18 protein-coding genes and 7 pseudogenes are annotated in these 23,904 nt (G+C 58.8%); 9 read left to right on the plus strand and 16 right to left on the minus strand.

Going from position 1 to position 23,904, the window contains the following annotated elements; genetic code table 11:
• Positions 1 to 58 precede the first annotated feature (58 nt).
• Positions 59 to 538 (plus strand): LBP/BPI/CETP family protein, encoded by a 480-nt coding sequence (locus AC1D2N_RS34585; protein ID WP_130653948.1) that lies wholly within the window; start codon positions 59 to 61, stop codon positions 536 to 538.
• Positions 539 to 600: 62 nt separating this feature from the next.
• Here the strand turns inward: AC1D2N_RS34585 and AC1D2N_RS34590 are convergent, their stop codons facing one another.
• A complete protein-coding gene (locus tag AC1D2N_RS34590; RefSeq protein ID WP_047617722.1) occupies positions 601 to 1,215 on the minus strand; it encodes a hypothetical protein in 615 nt (204 codons plus the stop codon).
• An 83-nt stretch (positions 1,216 to 1,298) separates the two neighbouring features.
• Positions 1,299 to 1,518 (minus strand): annotated as a pseudogene (locus AC1D2N_RS34595) (transposase domain-containing protein); the annotation flags it as partial.
• On the opposite strand from AC1D2N_RS34595, the pseudogene AC1D2N_RS34600 reads away from it, so the two are divergent.
• Positions 1,502 to 1,723: pseudogene (locus tag AC1D2N_RS34600) on the plus strand (transposase domain-containing protein); the annotation flags it as partial. The pseudogenes AC1D2N_RS34595 and AC1D2N_RS34600 overlap by 17 nt on opposite strands.
• A 127-nt stretch (positions 1,724 to 1,850) precedes the next feature.
• Positions 1,851 to 2,204: a hypothetical protein gene (locus tag AC1D2N_RS34605; protein WP_130653683.1), complete on the plus strand. Its 354-nt coding sequence runs from the start codon at positions 1,851 to 1,853 to the stop codon at positions 2,202 to 2,204.
• 33 nt (positions 2,205 to 2,237) lie between these two features.
• Here the strand turns inward: AC1D2N_RS34605 and AC1D2N_RS34610 are convergent.
• A pseudogene (locus AC1D2N_RS34610) lies at positions 2,238 to 2,582 on the minus strand (Tn3 family transposase); the annotation flags it as partial.
• An 11-nt stretch (positions 2,583 to 2,593) separates the two neighbouring features.
• Here AC1D2N_RS34610 and AC1D2N_RS34615 point away from each other — a divergent pair.
• Positions 2,594 to 2,922 (plus strand): annotated as a pseudogene (locus AC1D2N_RS34615) (transposase domain-containing protein); the annotation flags it as partial.
• Here AC1D2N_RS34615 and AC1D2N_RS34620 read toward each other — a convergent pair.
• Positions 2,895 to 3,128 (minus strand): annotated as a pseudogene (locus AC1D2N_RS34620) (transposase); the annotation flags it as partial. The pseudogenes AC1D2N_RS34615 and AC1D2N_RS34620 sit on opposite strands and share 28 nt — an antisense overlap.
• A gap of 406 nt (positions 3,129 to 3,534) precedes the next feature.
• Here AC1D2N_RS34620 and AC1D2N_RS34625 point away from each other — a divergent pair.
• Positions 3,535 to 5,832: a PBP1A family penicillin-binding protein gene (locus AC1D2N_RS34625; RefSeq protein ID WP_130653682.1), complete on the plus strand. Its 2,298-nt coding sequence runs from the start codon at positions 3,535 to 3,537 to the stop codon at positions 5,830 to 5,832.
• A 60-nt stretch (positions 5,833 to 5,892) separates the two neighbouring features.
• Here AC1D2N_RS34625 and AC1D2N_RS34630 read toward each other — a convergent pair whose 3' ends face one another.
• Entirely contained in the window at positions 5,893 to 7,656 is a 1,764-nt protein-coding gene (locus tag AC1D2N_RS34630; protein WP_130653681.1) for an adenylate/guanylate cyclase domain-containing protein, read from the minus strand.
• A 332-nt stretch (positions 7,657 to 7,988) separates the two neighbouring features.
• Between AC1D2N_RS34630 and AC1D2N_RS34635 the strand changes: the two genes are divergently transcribed.
• Positions 7,989 to 8,210, plus strand: coding sequence for a hypothetical protein (locus AC1D2N_RS34635; RefSeq protein WP_130653680.1), 222 nt, complete (start codon positions 7,989 to 7,991; stop codon positions 8,208 to 8,210).
• 211 nt (positions 8,211 to 8,421) lie between these two features.
• Here AC1D2N_RS34635 and AC1D2N_RS34640 read toward each other — a convergent pair.
• Both AC1D2N_RS34640 and AC1D2N_RS34645 read right to left on the minus strand, forming a co-directional pair.
• Positions 8,422 to 8,661 (minus strand): annotated as a pseudogene (locus AC1D2N_RS34640) (amino acid ABC transporter ATP-binding protein); the annotation flags it as partial.
• 613 nt (positions 8,662 to 9,274) lie between these two features.
• On the minus strand, positions 9,275 to 9,709 hold the full coding sequence (locus tag AC1D2N_RS34645) for a hypothetical protein (protein ID WP_018246401.1): 435 nt from the start codon (positions 9,707 to 9,709) through the stop codon (positions 9,275 to 9,277).
• 204 nt (positions 9,710 to 9,913) lie between these two features.
• Between AC1D2N_RS34645 and AC1D2N_RS34650 the strand changes: the two genes are divergently transcribed.
• Positions 9,914 to 10,810 carry a GGDEF domain-containing protein gene (locus AC1D2N_RS34650; RefSeq protein ID WP_130653678.1) on the plus strand — a complete coding sequence of 299 codons (897 nt, stop codon included), beginning with the start codon at positions 9,914 to 9,916 and terminating at the stop codon, positions 10,808 to 10,810.
• A gap of 133 nt (positions 10,811 to 10,943) precedes the next feature.
• Here the strand turns inward: AC1D2N_RS34650 and AC1D2N_RS34655 are convergent, their stop codons facing one another.
• The 9 genes and pseudogenes from AC1D2N_RS34655 to AC1D2N_RS34695 form a co-directional block, all read right to left on the minus strand.
• Positions 10,944 to 11,249 carry a hypothetical protein gene (locus tag AC1D2N_RS34655; protein ID WP_130653677.1) on the minus strand — a complete coding sequence of 102 codons (306 nt, stop codon included), beginning with the start codon at positions 11,247 to 11,249 and terminating at the stop codon, positions 10,944 to 10,946.
• 198 nt (positions 11,250 to 11,447) lie between these two features.
• The gene (locus AC1D2N_RS34660) at positions 11,448 to 11,753 is read right to left on the minus strand and encodes a DUF982 domain-containing protein (RefSeq protein WP_130653676.1); all 306 of its coding nucleotides are present in this window, start codon (positions 11,751 to 11,753) and stop codon (positions 11,448 to 11,450) included.
• 76 nt (positions 11,754 to 11,829) lie between these two features.
• On the minus strand, positions 11,830 to 12,030 hold the full coding sequence (locus AC1D2N_RS34665; RefSeq protein ID WP_130653675.1) for a hypothetical protein: 201 nt from the start codon (positions 12,028 to 12,030) through the stop codon (positions 11,830 to 11,832).
• The gene (locus tag AC1D2N_RS34670; RefSeq protein ID WP_130653674.1) at positions 12,027 to 12,986 is read right to left on the minus strand and encodes a ThiF family adenylyltransferase; all 960 of its coding nucleotides are present in this window, start codon (positions 12,984 to 12,986) and stop codon (positions 12,027 to 12,029) included. Before AC1D2N_RS34670 ends, AC1D2N_RS34665 begins: the two co-directional genes overlap by 4 nt.
• On the minus strand, positions 12,986 to 14,569 hold the full coding sequence (locus AC1D2N_RS34675) for an aKG-HExxH-type peptide beta-hydroxylase (protein WP_130653673.1): 1,584 nt from the start codon (positions 14,567 to 14,569) through the stop codon (positions 12,986 to 12,988). Before AC1D2N_RS34675 ends, AC1D2N_RS34670 begins: the two co-directional genes overlap by 1 nt.
• Before the next feature lie 103 nt (positions 14,570 to 14,672).
• Positions 14,673 to 16,367, minus strand: a complete 1,695-nt coding sequence (locus AC1D2N_RS34680; RefSeq protein WP_130653672.1) for a S8 family serine peptidase — start codon at positions 16,365 to 16,367, stop codon at positions 14,673 to 14,675.
• Positions 16,368 to 16,398: 31 nt separating this feature from the next.
• A complete protein-coding gene (locus tag AC1D2N_RS34685; protein WP_130653671.1) occupies positions 16,399 to 17,433 on the minus strand; it encodes a phosphatase PAP2 family protein in 1,035 nt (344 codons plus the stop codon).
• A 41-nt stretch (positions 17,434 to 17,474) separates the two neighbouring features.
• Positions 17,475 to 19,430 (minus strand): SARP family transcriptional regulator, encoded by a 1,956-nt coding sequence (locus AC1D2N_RS34690; protein ID WP_130653670.1) that lies wholly within the window; start codon positions 19,428 to 19,430, stop codon positions 17,475 to 17,477.
• Positions 19,431 to 19,594: 164 nt separating this feature from the next.
• Positions 19,595 to 19,720 (minus strand): annotated as a pseudogene (locus AC1D2N_RS34695) (ABC transporter ATP-binding protein); the annotation flags it as partial.
• Positions 19,721 to 19,930: 210 nt separating this feature from the next.
• On the opposite strand from AC1D2N_RS34695, the gene AC1D2N_RS34700 reads away from it, so the two are divergent.
• Positions 19,931 to 21,706 (plus strand): adenylate/guanylate cyclase domain-containing protein, encoded by a 1,776-nt coding sequence (locus AC1D2N_RS34700; RefSeq protein WP_245484440.1) that lies wholly within the window; start codon positions 19,931 to 19,933, stop codon positions 21,704 to 21,706.
• A gap of 494 nt (positions 21,707 to 22,200) precedes the next feature.
• Complete coding sequence (locus tag AC1D2N_RS34705; RefSeq protein ID WP_130653668.1) at positions 22,201 to 23,223, plus strand: class I SAM-dependent methyltransferase; 1,023 nt, start codon at positions 22,201 to 22,203, stop codon at positions 23,221 to 23,223.
• Positions 23,224 to 23,904: the final 681 nt, after the last annotated feature.

The following is a 23,904-nucleotide window of genomic DNA, read 5'->3' on the forward strand; positions in this document are numbered from 1 at the left end:
CAACGCGGGAGCGGGTTACGATGCATCCATGGAAAACGCGGTGAGATCGGAGAAAGCGATGTGGAACTGTTTGGGCCTGCTGGCGGCAGGAGCCTTTCTCCTCCAGCCATGCTCCTTCGCCAACGCCCAGGCACCGAATGCCTTGGAGAGGGTCATCGGAGACGCGCAGCCATGCAGGTCTTTGAAGGCCAAGGTGTCGAAATTCGGCATCAGCGTGGAGGTCGGCATCGACAAGCTCGATGCCGTGAAGATCGAGAACCTGGAATTGTCGGTGAATGGCGACACCGCGGAGGCGAGCGCCCGGGGCACTCTTGCTTGCAAGACCTCAGCCGAAGCGCTGGTCGAAGGAGGGTTTTCAGCAACCGCCGCGGTTCGTCTGAAGGTCGACCTGGCGACCTGCAAGATGACTGACACCTCCATCGAGATCGTGAAGACCGGTGGCCGGTTCGGCGACATCATCAAAGGACTGGAGACTGAAATCTCTGGCGCCCTGCGGCGAAGTTTGGAGAAGAACTTGGCCAAACTTTGCGAGAAGTGATCAGCGGATCGGCGAAAATCGGTGAGCGGTGTGCTGCTCACACTAGCGCGTGAGACGGCCAATCAGTCGCTATTGCTTGCCAGCAATAGGATGATTGGGTCCGTGCTGTACCGCGCCCGGGTAAATCCCTGCCAATCTGCCAGCATATCTAGGGAGGGCGCATCGGAAGCGACCTTGTTGAGATTTTCCTGAGTGCAATCGATAGGGTAGAGCCCTTCTGAAAGCCTTCGCCATGTGCACTCGCAATCAAGGCCGATTGCGCTTAGTGCTGTCGAATATGCTGAAATAGAGGATGCCAACATGTTGCCTGGCTCAAGGTTTCCGTGTTGTGCGAAGTAGAACTGCTTTCCGATTTGGTCGAGCTTGTCTTTGATCGTCACATTCGGTGTGAGAATTGTCGCAACCATCGCGACTTCCAAACAGTGATATCCGCCACATTGATGGTGCAACGCGATCCATTCACGTTCATCCGAAAGTGGAGGGACGGTCTGCAAGAATGCTAAGACGGGCACCACGTGTATAACCTCGCGGACATCGCTCGGAAATTGGGACAGCGGGGCGGCGTCATTCTTGAAAAACAAATCGCCTGTCTGCGAAAAGAGGCTCGACGGCAGACTGCGTACCGGCACCTTTCCCTTATCGCGAAAGCGCGAAAACACCTCTTCCGTAACGATCATGGTACCAATCTCGAATCAATACGACTGAACACATGGGAAAATATCTTGCACGCATGACGGGTTTTCGCAATGGCCCCTGAGCATCACGGGGTGTGCTTGCTACTGAAGCTCCAAGGCAAAAGCTCATTGATCCGGCGCTGTTTGTGACCGTTGACGATGGCGGTGAGTGTGCTGGCCAGATATGCGAATGGATCGATGGCATTGAGCTTGCAGGTTCTCGATCAGCGAGGCAATGGTAGCCCAATTCTCCACGCCCACGTCATGCCCGGCGAAAAGAGCATTCTTTCGATTAAGTGCTACCGGCAGAAAAAGTTGGCTGTTCAGTGATACCGTTGACGGAGCCAAGGCCAGCGCCGTGATCTACAGTTTGATGCTGACCTGCCGCGCCTGTGGCGTCGACCCGCTCACCTGGCTGCGCCACGTGCTCACTGAGTTGCCGCAGCGCGAAGAAGCGGCCGACATCGGCGACCTGCTGCCGTTCAACCTCTCCAAAACCTCTGCGGCCTAAGCCGACAGGTCACGTTGTTGGAGTGCCTCGAGCTGGGCATCCAGGGTCTGGCTTTCGGAGGAGACACGGGTATATCCTGGTTCTATACAGGGTTTTTACGGATTTCCTGTTTTGAGAGGATCATGCCATGGAGCATGCCAATTTCACCGACGAAGAAGTTAAGGCCGTGCTTGAACATTTTCAAAAGACGACGCCGTCAACCTTCAAAGAGACAAAAGCCAAATTGGTTGAACTCGGATTGGCAAGCGAAGCCGAATTGCTGAATGCCCGAGGCCAGTCGATTGTCTCTCTGCTGCAAGGCCCTGCCACTTATACGAAGGAAGAGGAAATGGCCGTAGCTCACTACAGCCACAACCCGGGCAACGTCGCCGGGCAGGGAATACTCGCCCTGGGGCTGGGCTACGTCGATAGATTTGGCAGGATCGATCTTAACCTTAGGGGACGGATGATAGAGCACTGCTACCGCATGTCGATCCGATAAAAAGGGGTCGGTTCCGGCTGGGGGCGAGATGATCTAAGCCTTTGCTCCCTTCAGCCAGAGATATTCGCCGGTCAGTAATATGTGTGCCCAACCCAGCGGAGAGATATGCGCCAATAGTTCCGGCGGAACCTCGCCCTTTGTTGAGGCCGATCTCGGCACGCCGCTGCATGTCCGTGTCGAGGATCCACTCTATGATAAAGAGTGTCCGCTCGACGCGGCCAACCACCCGCAGCGCAACCGCCAGATCGTTCTGCCGGGGATAGGATGCGAGTTTTCGGAGCAACTGGCTCGGTTTCATTTTACCGGCGGCCATCGTAGCTGCACAACGGAGAGATCCGGCCAGTTTGCAACAATCAGTTCCTGGCGGATTTTGCCACCGGTGCCGATCCGATAACAACATTCTGGAACGCGACATCAGAGTTTTTGCCACCGGAAGAAAATCGTGGCTGTTCAGCGACACCGCTGACGGAGCCAAGGCGAGCCAGTGATCTATAGTTTGATGCCGACTTGCCGCGCCTGTGGCGTCGATCCACTCACTTGGCTGCGCCATGTGCTCACCGGGTTGCCACAGCGAGGCGAAGAGGCCGACGTCGCAGCCGTCAATGCGCATGGAAAATCGCGCTTACTCTTGATCGGCGGCTCCAAAACAGGTGGATCGACGATCACCGCTGCGAACTCCACCGCATCCTCGGGTGCAGGCAGAACCAATTTGCCCTGACGCGCCATCGTCCGCCAAGTCGAAAGACGGTTCGCCCGCAATCCAAAGCGTTCGGCGACCTCATTCACCTTCGCACCGGGCCGAAGGCTCTCCGACACGATCCGCGCCTTGACCTCATCAGGCCAATGTCGGTGAACCTCACGTCCAGACTTCCTGGTTGTGAGAAACTCCAATGTAGTCTCCATGGAGAAACTCCCGTTGCTCATCCATGGAAAGGCGATCACAGATCAGGGCGGCGAGGACAATGTGGGATCGGAACACCGGTTACGAAAATCGTCCCAGTTGTCTCACAAGTGTTCGATCCCGCACAGACGGCGACAGAACGGGAACTGGAGCGCAAGAGGCAGGTTCGTTTAGCGCTCGTATGTTGGATCGGGGCGGGGTTGATGGCCGTCCTTGGCGCTGCCGAGTAAATCAAACACATTCAGACAGGCCGGACTTCTCAATGACCACAGTCTTCACCGGAGCACGCGTTACGTCGGCCGTGGCGATGATCGCGCGAATGAGAGCCGGCTTCGTTTCATACAGAAGCCTATGGGACCTTTTACGGTAGAACACTCGGCATCGCCCGGCTATAAAGTTCATGCCACGTTGGCCTTTTAGCGGTAACCGATGCCCAATCCTCCCGAATCCTCAGGCGAACGCGTTGGCAACTCGAGCACGGGTCGCAATCAGCCAGCAGATTCGGCGACGCAAGCGGCCGCCTCGGATTCGCCAGGAATCGCCCAAGGCGACAACCCGCTACTCCCCCACGGAACTTTCGTGCAAACTCGACAGGCTGCGAGCAATCTATTGCGTGCGCTGCGCCACGATTTGAAGGCAAGTTCTGCTTTGGCGAAGACCAAGACGATGGCTTCGTTTTTGAGAACGAAGCTAAGGAGGTCGATGCGGCTGGTAGCCATATCAGCTCCCGCCAAATGGATGACGACTGCTCTGGCCAAAGCCGGGCGCGGCATTCGCGATCGGGATTCCAAGCCGCGCGAAAGTCGCCGACGCCGATGGCTTCCGGCGAACTGGTGGAAATTCGCTATGGGGTCGGCCTTGCTTGTCTGCCTCCTCGTATGCAGCGTGCTGGTGTGGGCACTAAAGGACGTGCCCTGGAGCGAGATCCGTGACGGGACGTTAAAGCCTATCGTTGTGCTGGAAACCGCCGACGGTGCGCCGCTCGTAAGGCAGGGACCTTATCAAGGGCCATATGCGCAATACCACCAGTTCCCACCGCGTCTGATCGATGCCGTCCTTTCAATTGAGGACCGCCGGTTCATGGATCATTTCGGCGTCGATCCAAGAGGGATCGGAAGGGCGTTTCTCCGGAATTTGGAGGCTGGCTCGGTGGTGGAGGGGGGCAGCACGATCACCCAGCAACTCATCAAGCTCCAATACCTCGATAGCGATCGAACGATAAAGCGAAAGATACAGGAGGTTGTGATCGCAGTCTGGCTGGAGTGGAAGCTCGGCAAGCGGGAAATCCTGACGCGCTATCTCAACAGCGTCTATCTTGGCGCGGGCGCTACCGGCATGCCTGCCGCCGCGCGGATTTATTTCAACAAGGATATCGACGCCCTTAACCTGCCGGAGTCGGCGATGCTGGCGGGATTGCTGCGGGCGCCAAGTCAATGGAATCCCATCGACAATTTCGAAGGCGCCCGGCAGCGTACCATGGTCGTTCTCGACGCGATGGCGACGAATGATAAGATTACCATGCCAGAGGCAGCGGAGGCCAAGGCGAGCTTTGCCAAGCTGCATCCAACGACGCCGACGCCGCGCTCGGGAAGCTGGTTTGCCGACTGGATTTCGCCGCAAGCGAGCGAAGTCGCCGGCTCCTCGCCGGGTTCGACGACGGTGCGAACCACGCTGGTGCCGCAATTGCAGCAAATCGCCGAAAGGGTCGTGAAAAGAGCCCTGGACGGTGAAGGAACATCTGTCGGAGCATCGCAGGCCGCGTTGGTTGCGATGACCCCGGACGGCGCGGTCGTCGCGATGGTTGGCGGGCGCGACTACAAGGCGAGCCAGTTCAATCGCGCTGTCACTGCGATGCGCCAGCCGGGTTCCACCTTCAAGCTATTCGTCTATTACGCAGCATTGAAAGCTGGACTGACTTTGTCCGACCAGGTTCTGGACGCGCCAATTGACATAGACGGTTGGTCGCCAGAAAACTCCGGTGGCAACTATCGCGGTTGGGTTACGCTTGCCGAGGCGTTCGCGCGATCACTCAATGCCGCTTCAGTGGCGCTTGCCGAAGAGGTTGGTTTGGACAATGTGATTGCCGCAGCGCGTGAGCTCGGCATCGATACGCCCCTCGCCAGCACGCCGTCGTTGGCGCTCGGGACGTCCGAAGTAAATCTGCTTAACCTCACCAGCGCCTATGCGTCTGTCCAACTCGGCAGGGCACCTGTTAAACCCTGGGGCATCATCGAGTTTCAAGCGGCAGGGCAGCCCAACGTGTTTCGAGTTGGCTCACAATCAAAGCCGAATGTCGATCTTTCGCCTTACCAGTCCGATCTCCTCGGGCTCCTGCAGTTGGTTGTCGAGCGCGGCACTGGGCGTGGAGCAGACCCCGGCTCGTTTGCAGCCGGCAAGACCGGCACCAGCCAGAACAATCGCGATGCCTGGTTCGTCGGCTTCACGGAATCGCTGGTCGTCGGAGTCTGGGTTGGCAATGATGACGACACGCCGATGAAGGGGGTCACGGGCGGCGCCCTGCCAGCGCATATTTGGCGGGACTTCATGCGCCAAGCGACGGCCGAACCTACGCCGAATGGAGTGCTATCGACAGGAGCGGCAAGCGATGGTCAAGGCGCAACACAGTCCTGCAATATCACCGCCTGCTCGCGCAGTTACCGCTCCTTCCGGCCGTCCGATTGTACCTATCAGCCATATTCCGGCGGCCGACGGCTCTGCGAAAAGTGACGTGGCGCGGTCGAGGAAGGCGCGGCTGCGGGCGACGAGGCGCCGTTCAGCGGATGAAAGTCAAATCCCCGCTCGTGGCCACGAGCGTAGTTGGTCGGCACCAGCACGGATTGCCGCGAGCGCCTTCGGATTCGTGACCGGATACCCCTGTATGAACGCTTCCGCCGAGAATCCGGGGAACGGCTCCTCCAGACGAGAGACGAACCGAGCCGCCTCTTCTTCCCGGTTGAGCATCCCGGCCGCCATCGCCATGAACAGGAGCGTCGCCGGCGATCGGGGCGGAGCCTGATTGAGGGCCGCGATGCACTCCTCATAAAGGCCGGCTACGAAGCAGCAGCGGCCCAGCATGCCATAATACCAAGGGATGTTAGGGTTGAGTCGGATGGCCCGCGTGGCCAGCTCGTAGCCGTGCACTGGTTCGCCGGCGACCAACGCCACATTGCCGGCCAGCATTGCGATGGTATCGGCGTCGTGGGGAGCAGCTTTGAGGACCATCTCATGATCGCGCGAAGCGCCCTCGAAGTCACCCCGTAAAGCTCTAAACGCTGCGATACAAAGCCGTGCGACCAGATCCTGCGGATCGAGCTCCAGAGCTTTCTCGATACAGTCTTCGAAGCGCCGAACCGAGGAAACAGGGTCTTCAGAAAATCCGTTGCAGACGTCCGTGGAGTAGGCAAGGCCGAGGCCGGTCCATGCTCTTGCGAGCTTTGGATCAAGCTGGACCGCGCGCGAAAGGAACCGGATGGCTTCTGCATTGGAGGTTCGCGTGAAAAGGTCGAGGTGCTCTTCGCCGAGGAGGTAGCAGTCGTAGGCCTGCAGGCTCGCAGGCTTCTTGCGCCGGAGGACGTCGCGCCGGAAGCTTAGAAGCTTTCCGCAGCAATTCCCGAGGACGTTGACCACGCTCGCGGTGACGGCGTCCTGCAGTTCGAAGACGTTGCCGGCCGTTTCGTCGTACCGGGCACTCCACAGGCTAGCTCCGCTGGAAGCATCGACGAGTTGGACGGAAATCCTCACCCGATCTCCGGTCGCCTGCAAATTTCCTTCCACCACGTAGTCGGCCTTCAACTCCCTGCCGATCGACACGACGTCGTTCTCGCAACCCTTGTAGGCGATCATCGTCTGACGGGAGATCACGGCCAGGTCGGGATAGCGCGCAAGATCGGCGATGATGTCTGCTGCAAGTCCGATAGCGAACCTTTCCCAGAGCTCGTCCGTCGCCAGATTTGCGAAGGGAAGGATGGCGATGACCGGAGGACCGGAAGGATCTTCCGATGGAGCGGGCGAGGGCGAACGAGCGCTCTTCGTCGCTCCAGGACCTGTCGACCAATCGACCTGGAAAACGGGGATGGCGGTCGGGATATTTTTCAGGACCCGCTTGCCCATGCTGCGAACCCTGAATTCCGTTTTCGCGCCGAGCTGGTCGCGAACCGGACCGGATATGCATATCGCAGACGATCCAGCAATGGACTGCAGCCGCGCAGCGACATTGACGCCGTCGCCAAGCAGATCGTCGCCCGCGATAACAACGTCTCCCAGGTTGATGCCGATGCGAAACTTCAAGCTGCCATCGGATTCGCCCTCGTCTGCCGTGAGGTCACGCTGGATCTGAACCGCGCAGCGAACGGCCTGAACCGCGCTTGAGAACTCGGCCATGACGCCGTCTCCAGCGAGACCGAAGATGCGGCCGCCGTATTGCGCGACGAGCCTGCCGATCCGCTCGCGGCTTCTGTCGAGCGCGCGTATCGTTCCCTCTTCATCCAGAGCCGTCAGCCGGCTGTAACCGACGACGTCTGCGGACATGATCGCCGCAAGCTTCCGATCCATGACGCGTCCCCACGCAGCTCATCTTCAATCTCTAATATGTGCAATCTACTATCGCCCGAAAGAGCGGTCTAGCGATCAGGAGCGTTTCACTTTGAGTCGTCCGGGAAGCCCTGCAATCGGGTGCGCGTCCGGTTCGTCACGTTTCCTCGGCGTTGTCGCCATCGACGGCCTACCTGCCGAAAGCTGGCCAGAAATTCTCACCAGTCTTGACCTGATGCCGCTCACCCATCGGTGGGCCTCGTTCTTTATTTTCCGCGCGTCGGATTAAATTATAGTACTTGAAAGTACCCAAAATGTCCTTATAGTTGAGTCCATTGGAGAAAAATCGGCCAATGGACTTCGCACTCCTTTTCAACCTGTTCCGGAAGCCCAAGCAGGCCAAGGTCACTGACGTCACACTCTGGCACAAGCACGAGACACTCTTTCCGGTGCCACTCGTCAACGGCGCCGCCCGAAACCCATCGGGACAAATCTGGCGCCGGCTGAACGGTGTGCAATGGGAATATAAGCAGGACCCCGAAACGATTGAAGAATTCGATGCTCGACAATATTGAGGCTTAAAGCCCTACTGTCGCACGGAACCTACGCCTCTCGACTTATCCCATTATCTTTAGAGGAAAATTCCATGTCTAGGATGGTGGTTATAGGCGTGAAGGCGAAAAAGGCCTGGAGCACTTCGAGACTAAAGACGAGGCCTTCTCCGGTCACGTCTGGAGGATCCGGCAATTGATCTCGCAGTTGGCTCCGACCCAAGGAAGCAGCCTGTCAGCGATAGTCGATGCCGCAGGAGCAACGACCCGACCGGTCCGTTTTCGGGTGGGCGAAGAATTCATCCCGCGCGCCGCTCTCGACAATGGCGCCGGCATCCATGAACACCACGCGTTGCGCGCCCTTGCGGGCAAAGCCCATTTCGTGGGTCACCACCATCACCGTCATGCGTTCTTCCGCGGACAGCGACCATGTCATCGGATCGAGCACCGAGGTTGGTTCGTCGTAAACAGCCAGGCTGTGTTTCTCAAGCGGTCGAAACACCTTGGATGGGCTAGTAACCGCCCATTTCCCCGCGAACCGGGCCTATCCCCTGCGGCTGTGCGTAGGTTGTGTTGTACGATCCACTAGTTGCGCATCCTGAGAGTGTCATGAAGACGATTGCTGCTGCGGCCAAAATGTTTTTCAGAGGCACGGCGTTCTCCGATCATGGCAGGCTGCCCAGGCCTCAAGGGCCACGCCGAGGATTTTCCGTTAAATCACCTACAATGGCAAGCGCGTGGTTAGCTGGCGGTAAGTAGCGATACGGCCTCTTCAAGCGTCTACCTGACTGGATAGTCGCGCGGCGAGGCATCTTTCCCCAGCACGCTGACATAGTGGGTGCTGCTGGTGAACGCCTTGACCCAAATCCCTCGGGGGCGTGGTGGTCGGCCAGCGCAAAAGACCTGGACCCGCCAGTTGACCAGCAGGAACCAACTGCTTCAGAAATCTGCCCCTCAAAATGTCCGCGGCAGTCGACGCCGCAGGAGCAACGACCCGACCGATCTGGCCTCGGTCGTCGCGCGTGCCGCCCGCGACGGGGATCGATGCGTCCCCGACCAGCACGTCAGATGGTGACCTTTCGCCTCAATCAGGCAAACAACGCACGAAGCTGAGCGAAAAACCCACTTGGTTTGGAGCCTGACATCTTCCGCAAACGGCGAGCGACGACTGCCGCGCTGACGCGTTCACCGAAATGGCAGAAGCAGACAAGATCATGCAATTGTTCATCGCCGAGGTCGAAGAACCGTTTGGCTTCTCCATAGCTGTCATTTTCCATTCCTGCCGCCCGCAGAATGGGATCAGCGAATGCGACAGAGATCGGGGTGCCGTCATCCCTGAGAGCAAGCCGATCGGCCATCGGCTGATATTCGGTTTCGTGAAGCGTCTTAAGAAACGGTCTGGGGCTGCATTCGAGACTTTCGGCCCAGCGTTCAAGCCGTTCGCGCCGCGTCATTTCGAGGCGCTTGCAGGTCGTGCTGACCTTTGCAATGGTTTTCAACTGATCGAGTGCGTACTGTTCCATCTCGGCCTCCTATCTCCGGAAAAATAGATGGTCCGCCTCCCAAAAATAGCGTCGCTCAGGTCTCAGCAGATGTCCAATCACGATTGAAAACGGCATCTCGTTGACGTTTCCGTAATCACTGGAGGCGCCTTTTCTTGCTGACGGGCTCTTTTCTCATAGGGTTTCTGCGCCATCTCATACCAAGGCAACCAGACAGGGTTCGGTATGGACGAGATATTCGAACAGCTTCTGCACCTTTCCGCACGCACCGAAACGCTGATTGCCGCCTACGATGGTCATGACCGGCTGCGATACGCCAACAGCGCCTTTCGTTCGGTTTATTTCATCGAGCCGGATGAAACTCCACTCTGGCCGGATCTCATGCGGCGCAATTTTGAGCTGCGGCGAGGCACGGTCATTCAAACGAGCAATTTCGACGAATGGCTGCGGTCGACACAGTCGCGCCGTGGCAAGATTGGCTATCGAGCTTTCGAGACGGACCTGTGTGATGGCCGATGGTTTTGGATGACCGAGGCGGTCCAGAAGAACGGTTGGATGTTGTGCATTGCGAGCGACATCACCAGTCTGCGAGCGCATGGCAGGACTGTCCGGCAAGATCGCGATCAGGCGATCAAGGCGTCTTACACTGACGAACTCACGGGTGTCGCCAACCGCCGCTTTGTGATGGCACGCGTCAACGACATGCTGGCAGCCGCCCAGCACGGAAACAACGGATGTCTTGCCGTATTCGACATCGACAATTTCAAACACATCAATGATCGGCTTGGTCACCACGCCGGGGATGTCGTCCTGCGCGATTTTGCTCATCGCATTCATCAGAATGTTCGCCGCAACGATTGTTTTGGGCGGGTCGGCGGAGAAGAGTTCCTTCTGGTGATGCCGGCAACCGGGCCGGAGGATGCCATTGCCATGGTCGAGTGCATGCTGACGGTGATCCGGTTCTCCCGGCCTCTGCCTGAATCTCCCGACTTCAGTTACACCTGTTCTGCCGGCATCGCCACTTGTGCCCCGTCAGACAGCGCGTCGGACCTTTATCGACGCGCCGATCAAGCACTCTATGCTGCCAAGTTAAGCGGCCGGGACAGGGTGCGCGCAGCGTAGGCGCCTCGGCTAAGGTTGAACCTCAATTTGGTTGCTGTTCCAGAGCAGGGACTTCGTGGCGCGCCGCAGTCGTGGCGGACGGCAATCTGGACCTCTCGCGGAGGCAGCAACCATTTTTATTCGGCCGGGTTTCTTAAATCCCTGACCCGTAGAGCTCCTGGTCATCGTCGCCTTCCCAAGGGGAGGGCATCGAGGTGCGATTGAGGTTGGCCGAGGGCATCGGCATCCAACACTTCAATTCCGGCTCGGCATATTCGATGATGTGCCCGGGCGAGGAATCAGAGGCGCGCCAGCCTTCTATACCGAACTGATCGCCATTCGACCAATAGGCGAGGTCAACTTCCGCCGGCCCCTGTTCGGACTGGCGAATCGTGACGAGGATCCGGCTACCGTCTCTCGGTGCGCTTGCCATGTCGCGCCAGCGGTCTGTGTCGTCCATCGTTTTCCTCCTGCCTCGCTGCAGGTTGCGAGTGTCGCCTCGCCATCGGAAACGGTCAATTGAAACTTTGCTGAACCGATCGCCTGTCATATAGCTTCTTCGGCTCGCTCCGCAGCCAAGAGCTTCGTAGAGCCCACGGCGATAGCCGCAGCGGCTCGATGGGAGCGGGATTGCGATGAGCGCGTGAACGGCGGTCAACTATCTGACCTGGCTGACTGGATAGATCCTGAAAATACCAAGGCTGTTATCAGTCGTGATCGCCGCAACACCCGCTTCATATGCGGCGCGGACGATCGCCTCATGCAATTTCTCGGGGTCGGTATCGCCGGTAAGGACCTCCAAACAGGTTCTCACCGCCGTGAAGAATTCTTCACCATCGTCGATGGGCCATTCCTTCAGCAACAGTTGGGCGGCCTCGCGAGCGGTGCAGATCACCTTGCGATCTTTCCCTTCGTCAAAAACAAGAATTATCGTTGGAAAGCTTCTCGACATATCGAACCTCATTGTGCCTGAACTCCGCGGGGCGGCCGGTACCAATGCCGGGCCATGGTTTCGGACCGAGATCGGCCACACATGCTCGTCAACCATCAGCCAGATTGGCTTTTAGCGCACGGGCTGCTGCCTCAAGGAGTCGCTTGAATTCTTCGGAGGTCACGCCATCGGCGCGCATCACCATGGCGATCAGTGGATCGCAAAGAGCTTCGGATATCGTCAGCTCATCGTTCTTTCCGGCAGTTGCGCCAACGGAGCAACAATATCCCGACGAAAATAGCGTGTTCATGGACATACCTTGCATTCGGGGTGTTCGCAGAGAGAACGCAGCTCGGCCTGATCGCTTTTGAGGTCCAATATCCATCGGCGTCCCCGTGCGGCCGAGTGTCTCGAAAGGCTTTTTTGGGCAATCCGCGACACGGCAAGGCCGGCGATAAATGCGTTCTCGGCAGCGGCCGGTGGAGCGAGAAAGCCGTCGTCGGTTGTGACCTCGGCGGTGCAATGGGAGACGGGACATGCGTCCTCATGCACTCCGACCGAGGGACCTGCCATGCCATGTGCTTGGGAGCGGCCGACATGCAGATAGGGCGGCAGGCCGGCTTTCGATGCGTGGCAGGCCGTCAGGAACTCGTGGGCCGGATGAGAATCGTCGCCGGCAAGAACGACGAAGGGATTGTGGGCGTAATCTGCGATTAGTCGGAGCGCTGCGGCCCCTTCCGCAAATTCCGGCAGCGCGAAGGCATTGGCCGAGAAACACGCGGCCAGACAGGTCGCCAGCTTGTCCGTCTTCAGCCGGCCGAGATCAGCTTCGCTCGCCCATGGCACATGGTTCAAGTTGTTCTCGTCGATACGATCCGCATCCACGAGAAAGAAATGGCGCGCGCCGTGGGCCGCAAGCTGGATGGCAATCTGCGAGCCCAAGCCGCCGCATCCGATAATGACGAAGTCGATTTCGCGAAAACCTGCGAAGTCGCGTTGCCGATGGCAAAGAGGCGTCAGGAAGGCGTCGTCGTGATCCATTGCGGCGGAGACATATTCGTCCTCATCCGGCACATTGGAACGCTCCAACGAGACGCCGAACGCAGGCCTGGTAACATTGGGGCTCCGTTCCTCGGCAAGATCGACACTATTGCCGGTGAACAGAGCCCCTCTGCCGCCCCACCCCAGGCTGTGGGCGAAGAAGTTCGGGAAGTCGACGGGCGCACGGATTGCCGCTGACAATCGTCTAGACCGATAATTGACCATCAGATCGACTCCATCTCGCTGGACGCAACTTGGCGGATCGTCGCGGCGTAGTGTCCGTAATCCTCGCCCATCGCATGGTCGGGGGTCTTCGCAATCACGTGGAATTTGCCGTCGTACCAGAGGCTGACATTGTCGCCGCTGTCATCGATCTCCCGCCGCCCCATCCGAGGATCGATCGGCTCCTTGCCGCGCAGCAGCATCTGTCCGATATCCCAGGCTTGGCGATCGAGAACTCGCTGGCACTCGGCCAGATGCGCCTGGCGGTGCGCAATGGGTTCTTCGGCAAGCAACTGGTTCACGAGGAACAAGATCCGACTGCTCCAGGAAGGAATGGCGGCGATGTCTGGGAGGTCGAGGAGGACATCGCCGCCGAGACGTTCGATACCTTTCCGAGCGATGTCGATGAGCGGGACTTGCCGCGCGGCATAGGCAATTATGAATGCCGTCTTCCAGGCGCGGCGCTCAGCATCCGTCTCGGTGGATAGGCATGCCATGCGCAAGGCGCATTCCCAGGGAATGGTGTAGGCCGTATGCAGGATGCTCTCGAGCGTCTGTAGGTCCTTCTTGTATGGGGAAACATATTGGAACTCGCCAGGCAGGGATGCCGCCGCCGAGGTCGTATAAAACCCGAGCAGGATATTCCCCGCCTCATGAAGCAATTGGGCCGCTGTCGCGGCATGATCGCCGGCGCGCAATCTCTCTCTGGAAAGGACGATGAGCGCGCTGCCCGGCAATTCGTTCGAACTCGAAAAGGAGCACTGCGGTTCGCGCCGGACACCAACGTAAAGCGTGTGCAGGCCGGCGATCAGACGCTGATGGCCGTACTCGTCCAAGTCCGCGATTAATGCGAAGGCCTTCTCCAGATGGTCGGCGATGCGATCCAGTTCCGCATCGTCCGTGATCGGGTAGCCGGGCCGGGGATAGTCCGGCATGCATTGGCGCAGGAGGGCTTGCATGATACGGCTTCGCGCCGGATTTTCGATGTGCACCAGGCCGATGCCGCAAGAGAGCCGGCACGCTGGCTGACGTTCGAGTTCAAGATCCGATGCGATCAGATCCGGCTGCAGATAGCGGCCGACGACCTGCACATCGCGGCGGGCTGCCTGCCATTCCAGACTGCGCGCGAGCGCACCCATCCAGGCTGCAAGTACGGATGAACGGTAAGGGTCGGCGCCGACCGGTCCGGCAACCGCTGGCGGAAGCTCCGGCAGGCGCGTGTATCCGCCATCTGCAAGGTCGGGGAAATAACCTGACAATGCCTCTACCCCAGCCGAACAACCGGCGAGCTTCGAAGCCGCCGCAAGCGTGCGGCCATATTGGAAGCGTCGCTTCAAAAGGTTGCGTGTTGCTACGCGCTGCAGGGAGACGGTACTTGCCATCAGGGGATTGCGCTTGAGCAGGAGGCGCGCCTCATCTGCCAATTGTTGTATGCGGGTCGCGGACATCGGCAGCCTCCGTGAGTTTGTCTTCGGGCGGATCAAGATTGCATCTCGGGCAAAAATGCCGGAGTTCGAGACGACGTCGTCCGTCATCGGAACGTTGTGCGTCGTCTGTTGAGAGGCACTATCCTCCGAGGGCGTCATTTGCCCGCCAGTTCCGCGTTAAAAATCCGTAAAAATGACGTAAACAAAGAAAAAGCCTCCTCGATCGAGGAGGCTTGGAATTCTGGATAACGCAGCCGCGGGGTCAGATCGCCAGAGCCGCCTGCACCGCCGCCCGCGCATCCGGCAGGCCCGACCCGAAGAAATAGGCCATCTCGACGGCGTCCTCGCTCTCGGCGTTCATACAATCCGCCGTCAATTTCCTCGTTCCGGGCGCGACAATGGCGTCCAGGCGGGACGCAGCTTTCAGAATGGATTTCACTTGAGGCCCCGAGAGGCGGTCACCGGGATTGTGGCGACTTTTGTAAGCCCGCTGTATCAGGGCGCATAACCCGCCCACCTGCGCCGACGCGCCTGATGTGCCCCCGAAGGGAGTGTAGTATCCGCCTCCGATGCCCGGATTGGTTCCAAACGGCACGATGGCCGACCACGGATCGGAGCCCTGATTATAGCCGAAAATCCCCGACAGGTCCGTCGTCAGCAGCGAGAAGTGCGAATAGTAGTATTCCCGTGTTCGAAAAGCGCTGTAGTCGTGCTGCGCGGCAAATGGAGAAAGCCGGTCGAGGCGCAACTGATGCCTGTTGAAGACCTCCCCGTCGTCGGAGGGGGAGACTAACGTCAATCCTTCGCCGTAATTGCTGTAGCCCGAACGGAAACCTTCGACGGTAACGGCCCCAACTGCAATGACGCCGTTGTTGTCGGCGGCAAGACTTGCTGGATAGATCAGCTGGCTCTCGCCACTGTTTCCTGCGGCGCAGACGATCGGGATGTGCCGGCTGATGGCGAGGATGAGTTGCTTGAGGACATGCCACGGACGATCCGGATTGGAGCCTTTCTGCGCAGCCTTCGGCTCCAGTTCAGGTCCACCTTGATCAGCAAGGGCAATGCGCGCGAAGAGATTGGCGGCATCCTGGTTTTTCCATAATTCCAGGTCGGCCTTCAGCTCGTTCTTCGGATCGACGATGCTGCGTTTCGGGTCAGGCAGACCGCGCGGCAAGACGATCACATCTGCTTTCTGAAGATAGGCATAAAGGAAGGCCGCAATGAACTGCCTGACATCGTCTTCGAAGGACGTTCTGATCGAGATGAGCCTTGAGAAAGGATCAACGCCGAAATAGGGGATGACATTGCGATTGCCGCTGGTGCGCAGCTCGTCACTATCACCGTAGAAGGCTCCTTCCGGCGGAAGGCTTGGCGTGCCTTCTTCCGCAACAACGGCGGGTTCGCCGACGATCAGCCCTGCACAGCAGGTACCATGCGACGCAAACAGCGATTCCGGATTGTAGTGCCGCCGGAGAACACCCTCCGACGTGGCATATTCGGCAACCAGGTCACTGAGATAGTCCCGGTCGTCATTCGAAAGGCCGATATTGCCGAGCGGAGCGATGTCGAGCCCGGCAAAGAAGGCATGTCTTTCCTCGCGGTCAAACGACGTCGTCGTATCGAGTATTTCGAGTACACGCGCGCCGTAACGATGGGTCGTCAAATCGATTGACGCCTCGCGGTCAAGCCGGGTTGCCAGATTGGGATGATCCGGAGATACGCCGACATCGATCAGCGCGACCCGCGCGGGTCGCAACGGGCCGGCGGAAGCGATAGCATCCCAGACCGTGCCGGTGATGAGGGGGTCGGGGAGCGCGCGTACAGCGCTCGCATCGAGCGCCGGTGGAGCAGGCGGAGCCGATCCATATTCCGCGTCGACCACGCCAAGGGCAGTCAGGTGCCAGAGATAATAGTAGTTGATCGGTGCGGGCTCAGGCATTTGTGTTTGATCCGTCATGTTCATGATCCCTATTGTGCAACTGGCGATTTCAGACCCATTCGTCGTGTACGGCCTGGAACAGAGGACCGAACGCGTCGTGGAGGTAGGGAGCGAAACGCCGGGCGAGATCTCGCCCTGCCTGCGTATCGCTCGGATAGTGCAGGCCGGCCCATTCGCGATTTTCGGCGACGTTCTGGGCGATGCGGGCAAGCTCGTCGGTGGCCGGATGTTCCGGCAGGATCGTCGAGAACGCAAAGGCGATCGAAAAGCACTGGAACGAATGGTTGCTGGGATAGGACTCGTGGACCGGCACGGCCAGCAACGGCCGCAGCATCGGCTCGAACTGGTTTGGCCGCAGCCGGTTGAACTGGCTCTTGTAGATCAGTCCGACATATTCGCAGGCCGTCAGGATCGCCTGGAAAAGGCCTTCCGTCTGCTCGAAACCGCCGAGATCCTCGATATGCAATGCGCGGGTGAATTCCCCCACGGAGATCGTCGACTCGATTTGGATATCGGGCAGGCGTCGCACGCGTTCGCGGTCTCGGCGTTGCATAGAGAGCAGCACCGTCGTTTCGAGGCGGGTATAATCGGGGCCGGGCGGCGGAAGTATATCCAGCATTTCCCAGGTGAAGCGCCGCGCCGCGGTATAGGCGTTGCGTGATGGCTGCTGGTGCAGCCTGCGCAGCTCGAAGGAGGGAATAAGCTGCGACACGCCGAGGCTGCCGCCGTCCATCGTCGACTTGTTCTTGTTCTTGTTCTTATTCTTATTTTTGTTCTTGTTTTTGTTCAGCGACGCCTTGTTGAGCACCGACTTGTTTGCAACGCTCTTGTTGAGGACCGAGGCTACGGCCATCGTCGCCATCATTGGCCCGGGCAGGGGCGATCCATCGTCATCCGTGCCGAGGAAAAGCACAGCTTCGGGGGCTTCATCAGGTGCAGCCGGTGATGCACCGGCGAGAGGATCAGCACCGGCATTGTCCCTGGGTTCGCATGGAAGGACCGTATCCGGCTCAATCCTGAATTTATAACTGTTTAGAAATGAAACAATTTTCGATTGCGATTCCTCAGTAGTGTCCGCTTCCATTGGAGCCTCCTTGCGCGATGATGTGAAGATTTGTCCGGAGTTCAGCGCAGCTTGGCGCCGGCCTTGAGCAGGCCGTCGATCAAGATCTGGCCGCCGCCTGTATCGAGCAGCGGATAGCCGCTGCCGCGGAAGGCGTTGATGGAGAAGCCGCCCTCGACCGCCTCAAGACGCTGCAGGTAATGCCGCGCGCCGCCGAGATTGTTGGAATGGGCGTGACTGGAGGCAAGATAGCGCAGCAGACTGTTGAAGTTCGGCCGTGCCCGCAGGGCTTCTTCGCCTGCAGCTATGGCTGCGGTATGATCGCCCGCAAGCGCTGCCGCAATGCATTTGGTCGTATCGAAGTAATATTTATGCGGACTGTAGACGCCGAGCTCTTGTACCCAACGCGCCATGGCCACCGCCTTGTCGGGCTGGCCTGCATAGCAGTGCAGCATCGCGTAGAGGTCCCAACTGAGCGGCAGGGCCGGATTCAGGCGGATCGATTTTTCGAACAGGTTGGCCGCATAGTCGTATTCGCCGAACAGGAATGAATGGACGTGGCCGACGAGCGCGAGCGAAACGGAATTCTGCGGATCGAGTTCCAGCGCTTTGCGCGCATATGCCTGAGCTTCCTCGATCAGATGCGCGTCAAGCGCGTTGAAACGTTGGCCAACCTGGAAAGTCCGGATGAATGACAGCCAGGCAAAAGTCGATGACCGCGGCTGATACTGGATCTGTTCTTCCAGGCGCCGCTCCGCATTATCCAGATCGCTACGCGACAGCCGAAAGATCGCATTGACGGCGTCGATCAGGAGGCCGTCTTGCGACAGTCGACGGTCGTTTGCCTGGGTCTCCAGGAAATAGGCCAGTTGATCGACGGCCTGGCTGATCAGCGCAGCGGCGGTGCCGAACTCGCCCCGCTCGAACTGCGTGCGGTTGATTGCCTGACTGCTCAGCCAATGAATGCGGTTGTTGATCAGGTGCTTCATCACCAGTTCGATCATCACCATGTCACCGTCAAACGTGAGGCGAAGCTGTAGGCATATCGGAAGGCTGATCCGCTGTTCGCTCTCTTCAATATCCGGCAAAGCGAAGGAGAGGTCGCTGACGCCAATGGCCAGCCCATCGGTGATGGCTTTTGCAATGAGATTCTGGAACCGGGTCGCAGCAATTTGTCCGCCCTCTCCAACACCCACCACGATCGGGGGCTGAAGGACCATGACCCATTGCCAGTCACCGTCTGCCGGCCGCCGATATGGGTTGCTGCCGGCGATTTCCACGGGTTTGCCTTGTCTTGGCACATCCGGGGCACCCGTCAGAGGTAGCAGGGCGGAATGTTTGGCGATATCGCGGCTCGGCTGCTGTCGCGGCTCGAAGACGTCGTGGACCTGTCCGACATTGAGCCGGCTATACCAGTTTTGCCGTTCAAGCGTTAACCAGTCCTCGAATTCCGGATCGCGGATGTCTATACCTTCGAGCAACTCGTCGGTGATTTGATCCGCGGACCGGTTTGTCCGAACCACCAGTTCGGTATCAAGCACCAGTCGGTCCATATCCAGCCAAACGGTATTCTTATCCGCAATCAAGAGATCACGTGCAGGCCCGAGAGTCTTATGAATGTCCAAAAGGGCCTGGCGCAGACTGGCTGCCGCCTGGTCGTCGGAGCGATCACTCCACAACTTGTCCCGAAGCCAGATTCTCGAGCGCGAGCCCCGGGCGGACAGTGCAAGCATCGCCAGAAGAGCCTGGGCTTTTTTGGATTTCGGAGTAACCGACCGCCCTTCAGCATCCACAAGGGCAAAAGGCCCGAGCAGGAACATCCGAAACGGATCGTGCCCCTTGTTCATGCGATCCACCGGCCCCGCCCCCGTTGCCTCCGATGCGCTCGTTTGGCAGGTCGAAGACCTGGCATCCAGAGACCAGTCTGCCATACCTGCGGCGCCTGGCAAGCAACCGGGAAGGGAAATCGGGATTCCGAAAGGAAGATCGATGCTTTTGCGATAATCGAACTGAAGCATAACCGGCTGAAATCCCTCTGCGTAACTTCGCAAACCGGTCGTAGCGCCCTACCGTCAAAGCAGCGTCAAAGAAGTGTTGTTTTAGGCGCCATAATTTCGCAGGCAGCCGCTAAAGGCTGCGAATTACGCAACGCAAATACCAGTCTCGATTTAGGCGAAAAGACCGACCAAGTTAAATTGCGGGCCGTCTCGAAGAGATAACGATCGACACGTTTCAGCGGATTGAAGGCCTCGAAGGGGTTCTGTAGAACCGGCTGAACCTCTTTCATGAAAGCCTTGCGTTCGGATCTGAACACTTGACTTGCGCACGCGCACTACTCAAAGTCGAGTCAATCTCAACTAGTGATAAGCGACAGCCCGATGCGGCCGTCAAGCGTCTTCGTCAAGGCGGCGGCCGGAATTGTTGGCGCCATTCAGGTCTCGCGGTGGAATTTGACCTTTGTCAGATGTAAGGTTGAGGCAGTGCACTGAGTGCGGATAGACAGCCACCAGATGGAGCGGTGACCGCTGTGAATCGAAAGCTTGCAGCCATTCTCTCCACTGACGTCGTGGGCTTCAGCCGCCTTACGGCGCTTGATGAGGAGACCACCGTTCGTGAACTCACCCTTTGCCACGATCAGATAGCGGCACTGGTGCTCGAGCATGGCGGTCGTATCTTCGGCAGCGCGGGTGATGGCCTTGTCGCGGAGTTTCCAAGTGCGGTTCAGGCCGTCCGGTGCTCGGTCGAAATGCAGCGCAGCCTTCTCAGCCGCTCAAACGACTTTCCACAGGATCGCCGCCTGGAATTTCGCATCGGTATTAATCTTGGCGACGTGATCGTGTCTGGCGATGATCTTCTTGGCGACGGCGTGAACATCGCGGCGCGCCTGCAGGAGATTGCCGCTCCCTCAGGCATATGCATTTCCGGGTCGGTGCGCGAGCATCTCGACGGCAAGGTGCTGTTCACACTCACCAGCCTTGGAGAGCGCGTCCTGAAAAATATCCCCAAGCCAGTTTCTGTCTTTCGAGTGGATTGGCCCGAAGAGAACGGTGAAGGGAATGGGGCAGGGTCGGTGCGATCGTTTTCGGCCCGCTTTGGTAAGGACCAACCATCGATCGTGGTGATGCCCTTCGACAATCTCAGCGGCCAGAGCGATGAATATTTCGTGGACGGCGTCGTGGAGGAAATCACCGCCGCTCTCTCCCGAGTACGAAATTTCTTCGTGATCGCGCGCCAGTCAGCGTTCACGTACAAGGGTCGCTTCGTCGACGTGCGTAGTGTCGGCAGGGAACTTGGCGTGACCTACGTGGTCGAAGGTACCGTCCGACGGGGAGGGGACCGGTTGCGTATTTCGGTCCAACTTGTTGAAGCCGAGATGCGGACCCAGCTTTGGTCCGAGCGCTATGAGGGCGCGACCCAGGACATCTTCGAGTTCCAGGACAGGATCGCGGCGCAGGTCGCTGGCGCAGTCCATCCAGCCATTCGCAGCGCGGAAATCGAGCTCGCGATGCGCAAACCGCCCAGCAGTCTGCGCGCCTACGACCTCGTCATGCGGGCTTACCCGTACCTCTGGGGTCAGAATAAGGATGCTATCAAGCGGGCAATCCCGCTCCTTCAGGACGCAATCGAGATCGATCCTGCGTACGGCCGAGCCCATGCTTTCCTAGCCTGGTGCCACGCCCAGAACCTCGGCTACATCTGGACTGACGAACCAGAGAAGGACCTCGAATGCGCATTACGCGCCATCGAGGTTGCAGCGGCCTCGATTGACGATGATCCGACTGCCTTGACCGCTACCGGGGGAGCGTTGAGCCACTGCGGCGATCAGGAGGGGGCGTCGGCCTATCTCGAAAGAGCACTGGCGCTCGATCCAAACAATGCCTGGGGATGGGCGAGATATGGATGGGTCGCGAGCTACAGAGGCCAGCCTGATTGCGCGCGAGAGCGTTTCGAGCGGGCGATGACGCTTAGTCCGGCGGATCCACTCGCCTTCAATATGAGAATGGGCTTGGCCCTTTCCTTGGCCCTGGCAGGCAAACTTTCCGAGGCGATCTCCATTGCCCGGGAGGTAGTTAACAAACACCCGGAGGTGACGTGGCCATACCGGATGATGTCTGCCTGGTCGGCAATGAGTGGTGACGAGGACACAGCTCGATGGGCGGCGAAAAAGCTGCTGGCAGCCGAGCCGGGCTTTACGATCCAGCGCTATATGACACGGCCTGTGTTTCGAGCCTCACCGCAATGGGCAGATCAAATGGCCGAGGGCCTGCGGCAAGCGGGGTTGCCCGAACACTGACTGTGAGCGAGAGGGTTAGATTGACCCCTCATTGCTCGTCGATCTCGACCCCCGTATCCCTTCGATCGAACGAAGCTGTTGTCGCCGAGGGACTTGAACATCCCGGTGCACGGCCGCGCGCACATGAGCATCTTGCGGCGACTCAATCCAGCGATCGGCCTGACCTTGCTCGCGCCGCAGCGCGACGTTGCATCAAATCTGTTTTCTGGCTCCGCGACATCGTCTCGAGCATGCATCCGAGACAGACGGGTGCTTACAGCGATCGAGATGGGAAAAAGCGTATCGTCCGGCAACTATGGGGAAACTGGTGTAGGCACGACAACGCAGCCATCTTGGTCGGCATGAACGGCGCGCCGGCCGCAGGACAGCTCGCCCATTAGGGCGTGGCACCCGATAAGGTTAGCGCGGTAAGTATTGTAGAATATGTGGATATACGCATAATTTCTGCGGCTGGCGGTGCCAGGCAAGATCGACCGAGGGCTCTGGGGGATCCCATGCAAACAATCGTCGAGGACGCCCATGCTGGCGACGTGTCGCCCGAACTCGTGATCGATGCGCTGTTTGCATGCCGCAAGACGGCGGCGATCAGGGCGGCCATCGAGCTTGATCTCTTTACTCATATCGGCGAGGCCAAAACGGCAGCATTGCTGGCGTCGGTAACAGGCGCCTCGGAGCGTGGGATACGCATCCTGTGCGATTACCTTGTGGTCCACGGTTTCCTGACCAAGGAGAGCGGACAGTACCGAGTGACGCCCTCGACCAAAATGTTCCTCGATCGCAATTCGCCAGCCTATATGGGCTCTGCCGTCGAGTTCGTCGCTGCACCCGAAATACTCGACAATTTTCTGCGCGATCCGGCCGCGGTCGTGCGAAACGGCGGTTCGGTTGGGCTTGCAAACATTTCTGCGGACAACCCCGTCTGGTTGAAGTTTGCACGCGGCATGGGCTCCTTTACGGGGCTCAGCGCCAAAATACTGGCCGACGAAATCTGCGGCTGGGCCAGGCATCCCAAGAAAGTTTTGGACATTGCTGCAGGTCCAGGCTTTTTCGGGATCGAAATTGCGAAGGGCCTTCCATCGGCGGAGATCGTCGCCGTCGACTGGACCGCCGTGTTGGAGCTTTCGAGGCAGAATGCGGTAAATGCCGGCGTGTCTGACCGGTACCAGACAATTGCCGGCAGTGCTTTCGATGTTGAATGGGGCACGGGTTATGATCTTGTCCTTCTTCCGAATTTTCTGCACCATTTCGATCTGCCGACGTGTGCCAAACTGTTACGAAAGATCGTCGCGAGCCTTGCAAAGGATGGTCGGATCGTCGCGGTGGATTTCGTACCGAACGAAAATGGCGTGTCGCCGCCTTTTCCTGCGTCGTTCTCTTGGGAGATGCTCGCCAGCACGCCGGCGGGTCAGGCTTATACGCAAAGTGAGCTGACTGAGATGGCAGGACTGGCCGGTCTTGCCGGCGTCACGGTGGCGGCGATGCCGCCAACTCCGGCAAGCCTCATTCTCTTTGAATAGCCCCATCGACCGTCGCCTGCGTCGATCTGGTTCAGGTGTCTTCGATTGGGAAACCGCAACATCCTGATCTGATCCGCAAGCGCGAGGCACGCCCCAACCGTCCGATCGGACATCGATTCCACGCGTGTCGAGATGTCCTCGATTTACTCGCTCAGCCGATTGGTCCAATGGGGCGCGCGCCATCGTCGGCATTCGGAGCCATTATGCAATTGGATTCTGCCGATTTGCCGCCGGTTATTTCCGAGATAGCCGTTGACGCCAAACTTCTCATGTGAGGAAGACCAAACCGCTTCGCGCGATGACATCGCCCGGTCATTGGCGCGGCCGGCCAGCAAGCGATCTGCGCTGCGGTTCATCGGCGATGTGAGCGACGTGATGCCGACTCGCTGATCTGCCACTTCCGCCTCCGTCAAAACCTCCTACTAAGATTGCAGTCATCGCGTCCTGCCCCGGCTCTGGTCCTGCCGGGCTCGCGCCGCCGGCAACGGCTTTGCCGTCCTCCACTGCGTTGCGGCCCTGCGGGTGCAGGCAACACTTGCCGCCCGGCTTTCGGACCGCCGTAGCAGGTCGCGATGGCCGCGACCTCGAAACGGAGGTTCAGACATGAGCAGGCAACCATCCAATCAACGATCCGATATCTACAGCCGCATCACCACCAGGATCATCGCCGATCTCGAACAG

The sequence above is a fragment of the Rhizobium sp. P1_B8 genome, assembly GCF_056406515.1.

Coding starts and splice junctions, on each gene's coding strand:
- AC1D2N_RS34585 (WP_130653948.1), top strand. CDS start 59: ATGTGGAACTGTTTGGGCCTGCTGGCGGCAGGAGCCTTTCTCCTCCAG.
- AC1D2N_RS34590 (WP_047617722.1), bottom strand. CDS start 1,215: ATGATCGTTACGGAAGAGGTGTTTTCGCGCTTTCGCGATAAGGGAAAG.
- AC1D2N_RS34605 (WP_130653683.1), top strand. CDS start 1,851: ATGGAGCATGCCAATTTCACCGACGAAGAAGTTAAGGCCGTGCTTGAA.
- AC1D2N_RS34625 (WP_130653682.1), top strand. CDS start 3,535: ATGCCCAATCCTCCCGAATCCTCAGGCGAACGCGTTGGCAACTCGAGC.
- AC1D2N_RS34630 (WP_130653681.1), bottom strand. CDS start 7,656: ATGGATCGGAAGCTTGCGGCGATCATGTCCGCAGACGTCGTCGGTTAC.
- AC1D2N_RS34635 (WP_130653680.1), top strand. CDS start 7,989: ATGGACTTCGCACTCCTTTTCAACCTGTTCCGGAAGCCCAAGCAGGCC.
- AC1D2N_RS34645 (WP_018246401.1), bottom strand. CDS start 9,709: ATGGAACAGTACGCACTCGATCAGTTGAAAACCATTGCAAAGGTCAGC.
- AC1D2N_RS34650 (WP_130653678.1), top strand. CDS start 9,914: ATGGACGAGATATTCGAACAGCTTCTGCACCTTTCCGCACGCACCGAA.
- AC1D2N_RS34655 (WP_130653677.1), bottom strand. CDS start 11,249: ATGGACGACACAGACCGCTGGCGCGACATGGCAAGCGCACCGAGAGAC.
- AC1D2N_RS34660 (WP_130653676.1), bottom strand. CDS start 11,753: ATGAGGTTCGATATGTCGAGAAGCTTTCCAACGATAATTCTTGTTTTT.
- AC1D2N_RS34665 (WP_130653675.1), bottom strand. CDS start 12,030: ATGAACACGCTATTTTCGTCGGGATATTGTTGCTCCGTTGGCGCAACT.
- AC1D2N_RS34670 (WP_130653674.1), bottom strand. CDS start 12,986: ATGGTCAATTATCGGTCTAGACGATTGTCAGCGGCAATCCGTGCGCCC.
- AC1D2N_RS34675 (WP_130653673.1), bottom strand. CDS start 14,569: ATGACGCCCTCGGAGGATAGTGCCTCTCAACAGACGACGCACAACGTT.
- AC1D2N_RS34680 (WP_130653672.1), bottom strand. CDS start 16,367: ATGACGGATCAAACACAAATGCCTGAGCCCGCACCGATCAACTACTAT.
- AC1D2N_RS34685 (WP_130653671.1), bottom strand. CDS start 17,433: ATGGAAGCGGACACTACTGAGGAATCGCAATCGAAAATTGTTTCATTT.
- AC1D2N_RS34690 (WP_130653670.1), bottom strand. CDS start 19,430: ATGCTTCAGTTCGATTATCGCAAAAGCATCGATCTTCCTTTCGGAATC.
- AC1D2N_RS34705 (WP_130653668.1), top strand. CDS start 22,201: ATGCAAACAATCGTCGAGGACGCCCATGCTGGCGACGTGTCGCCCGAA.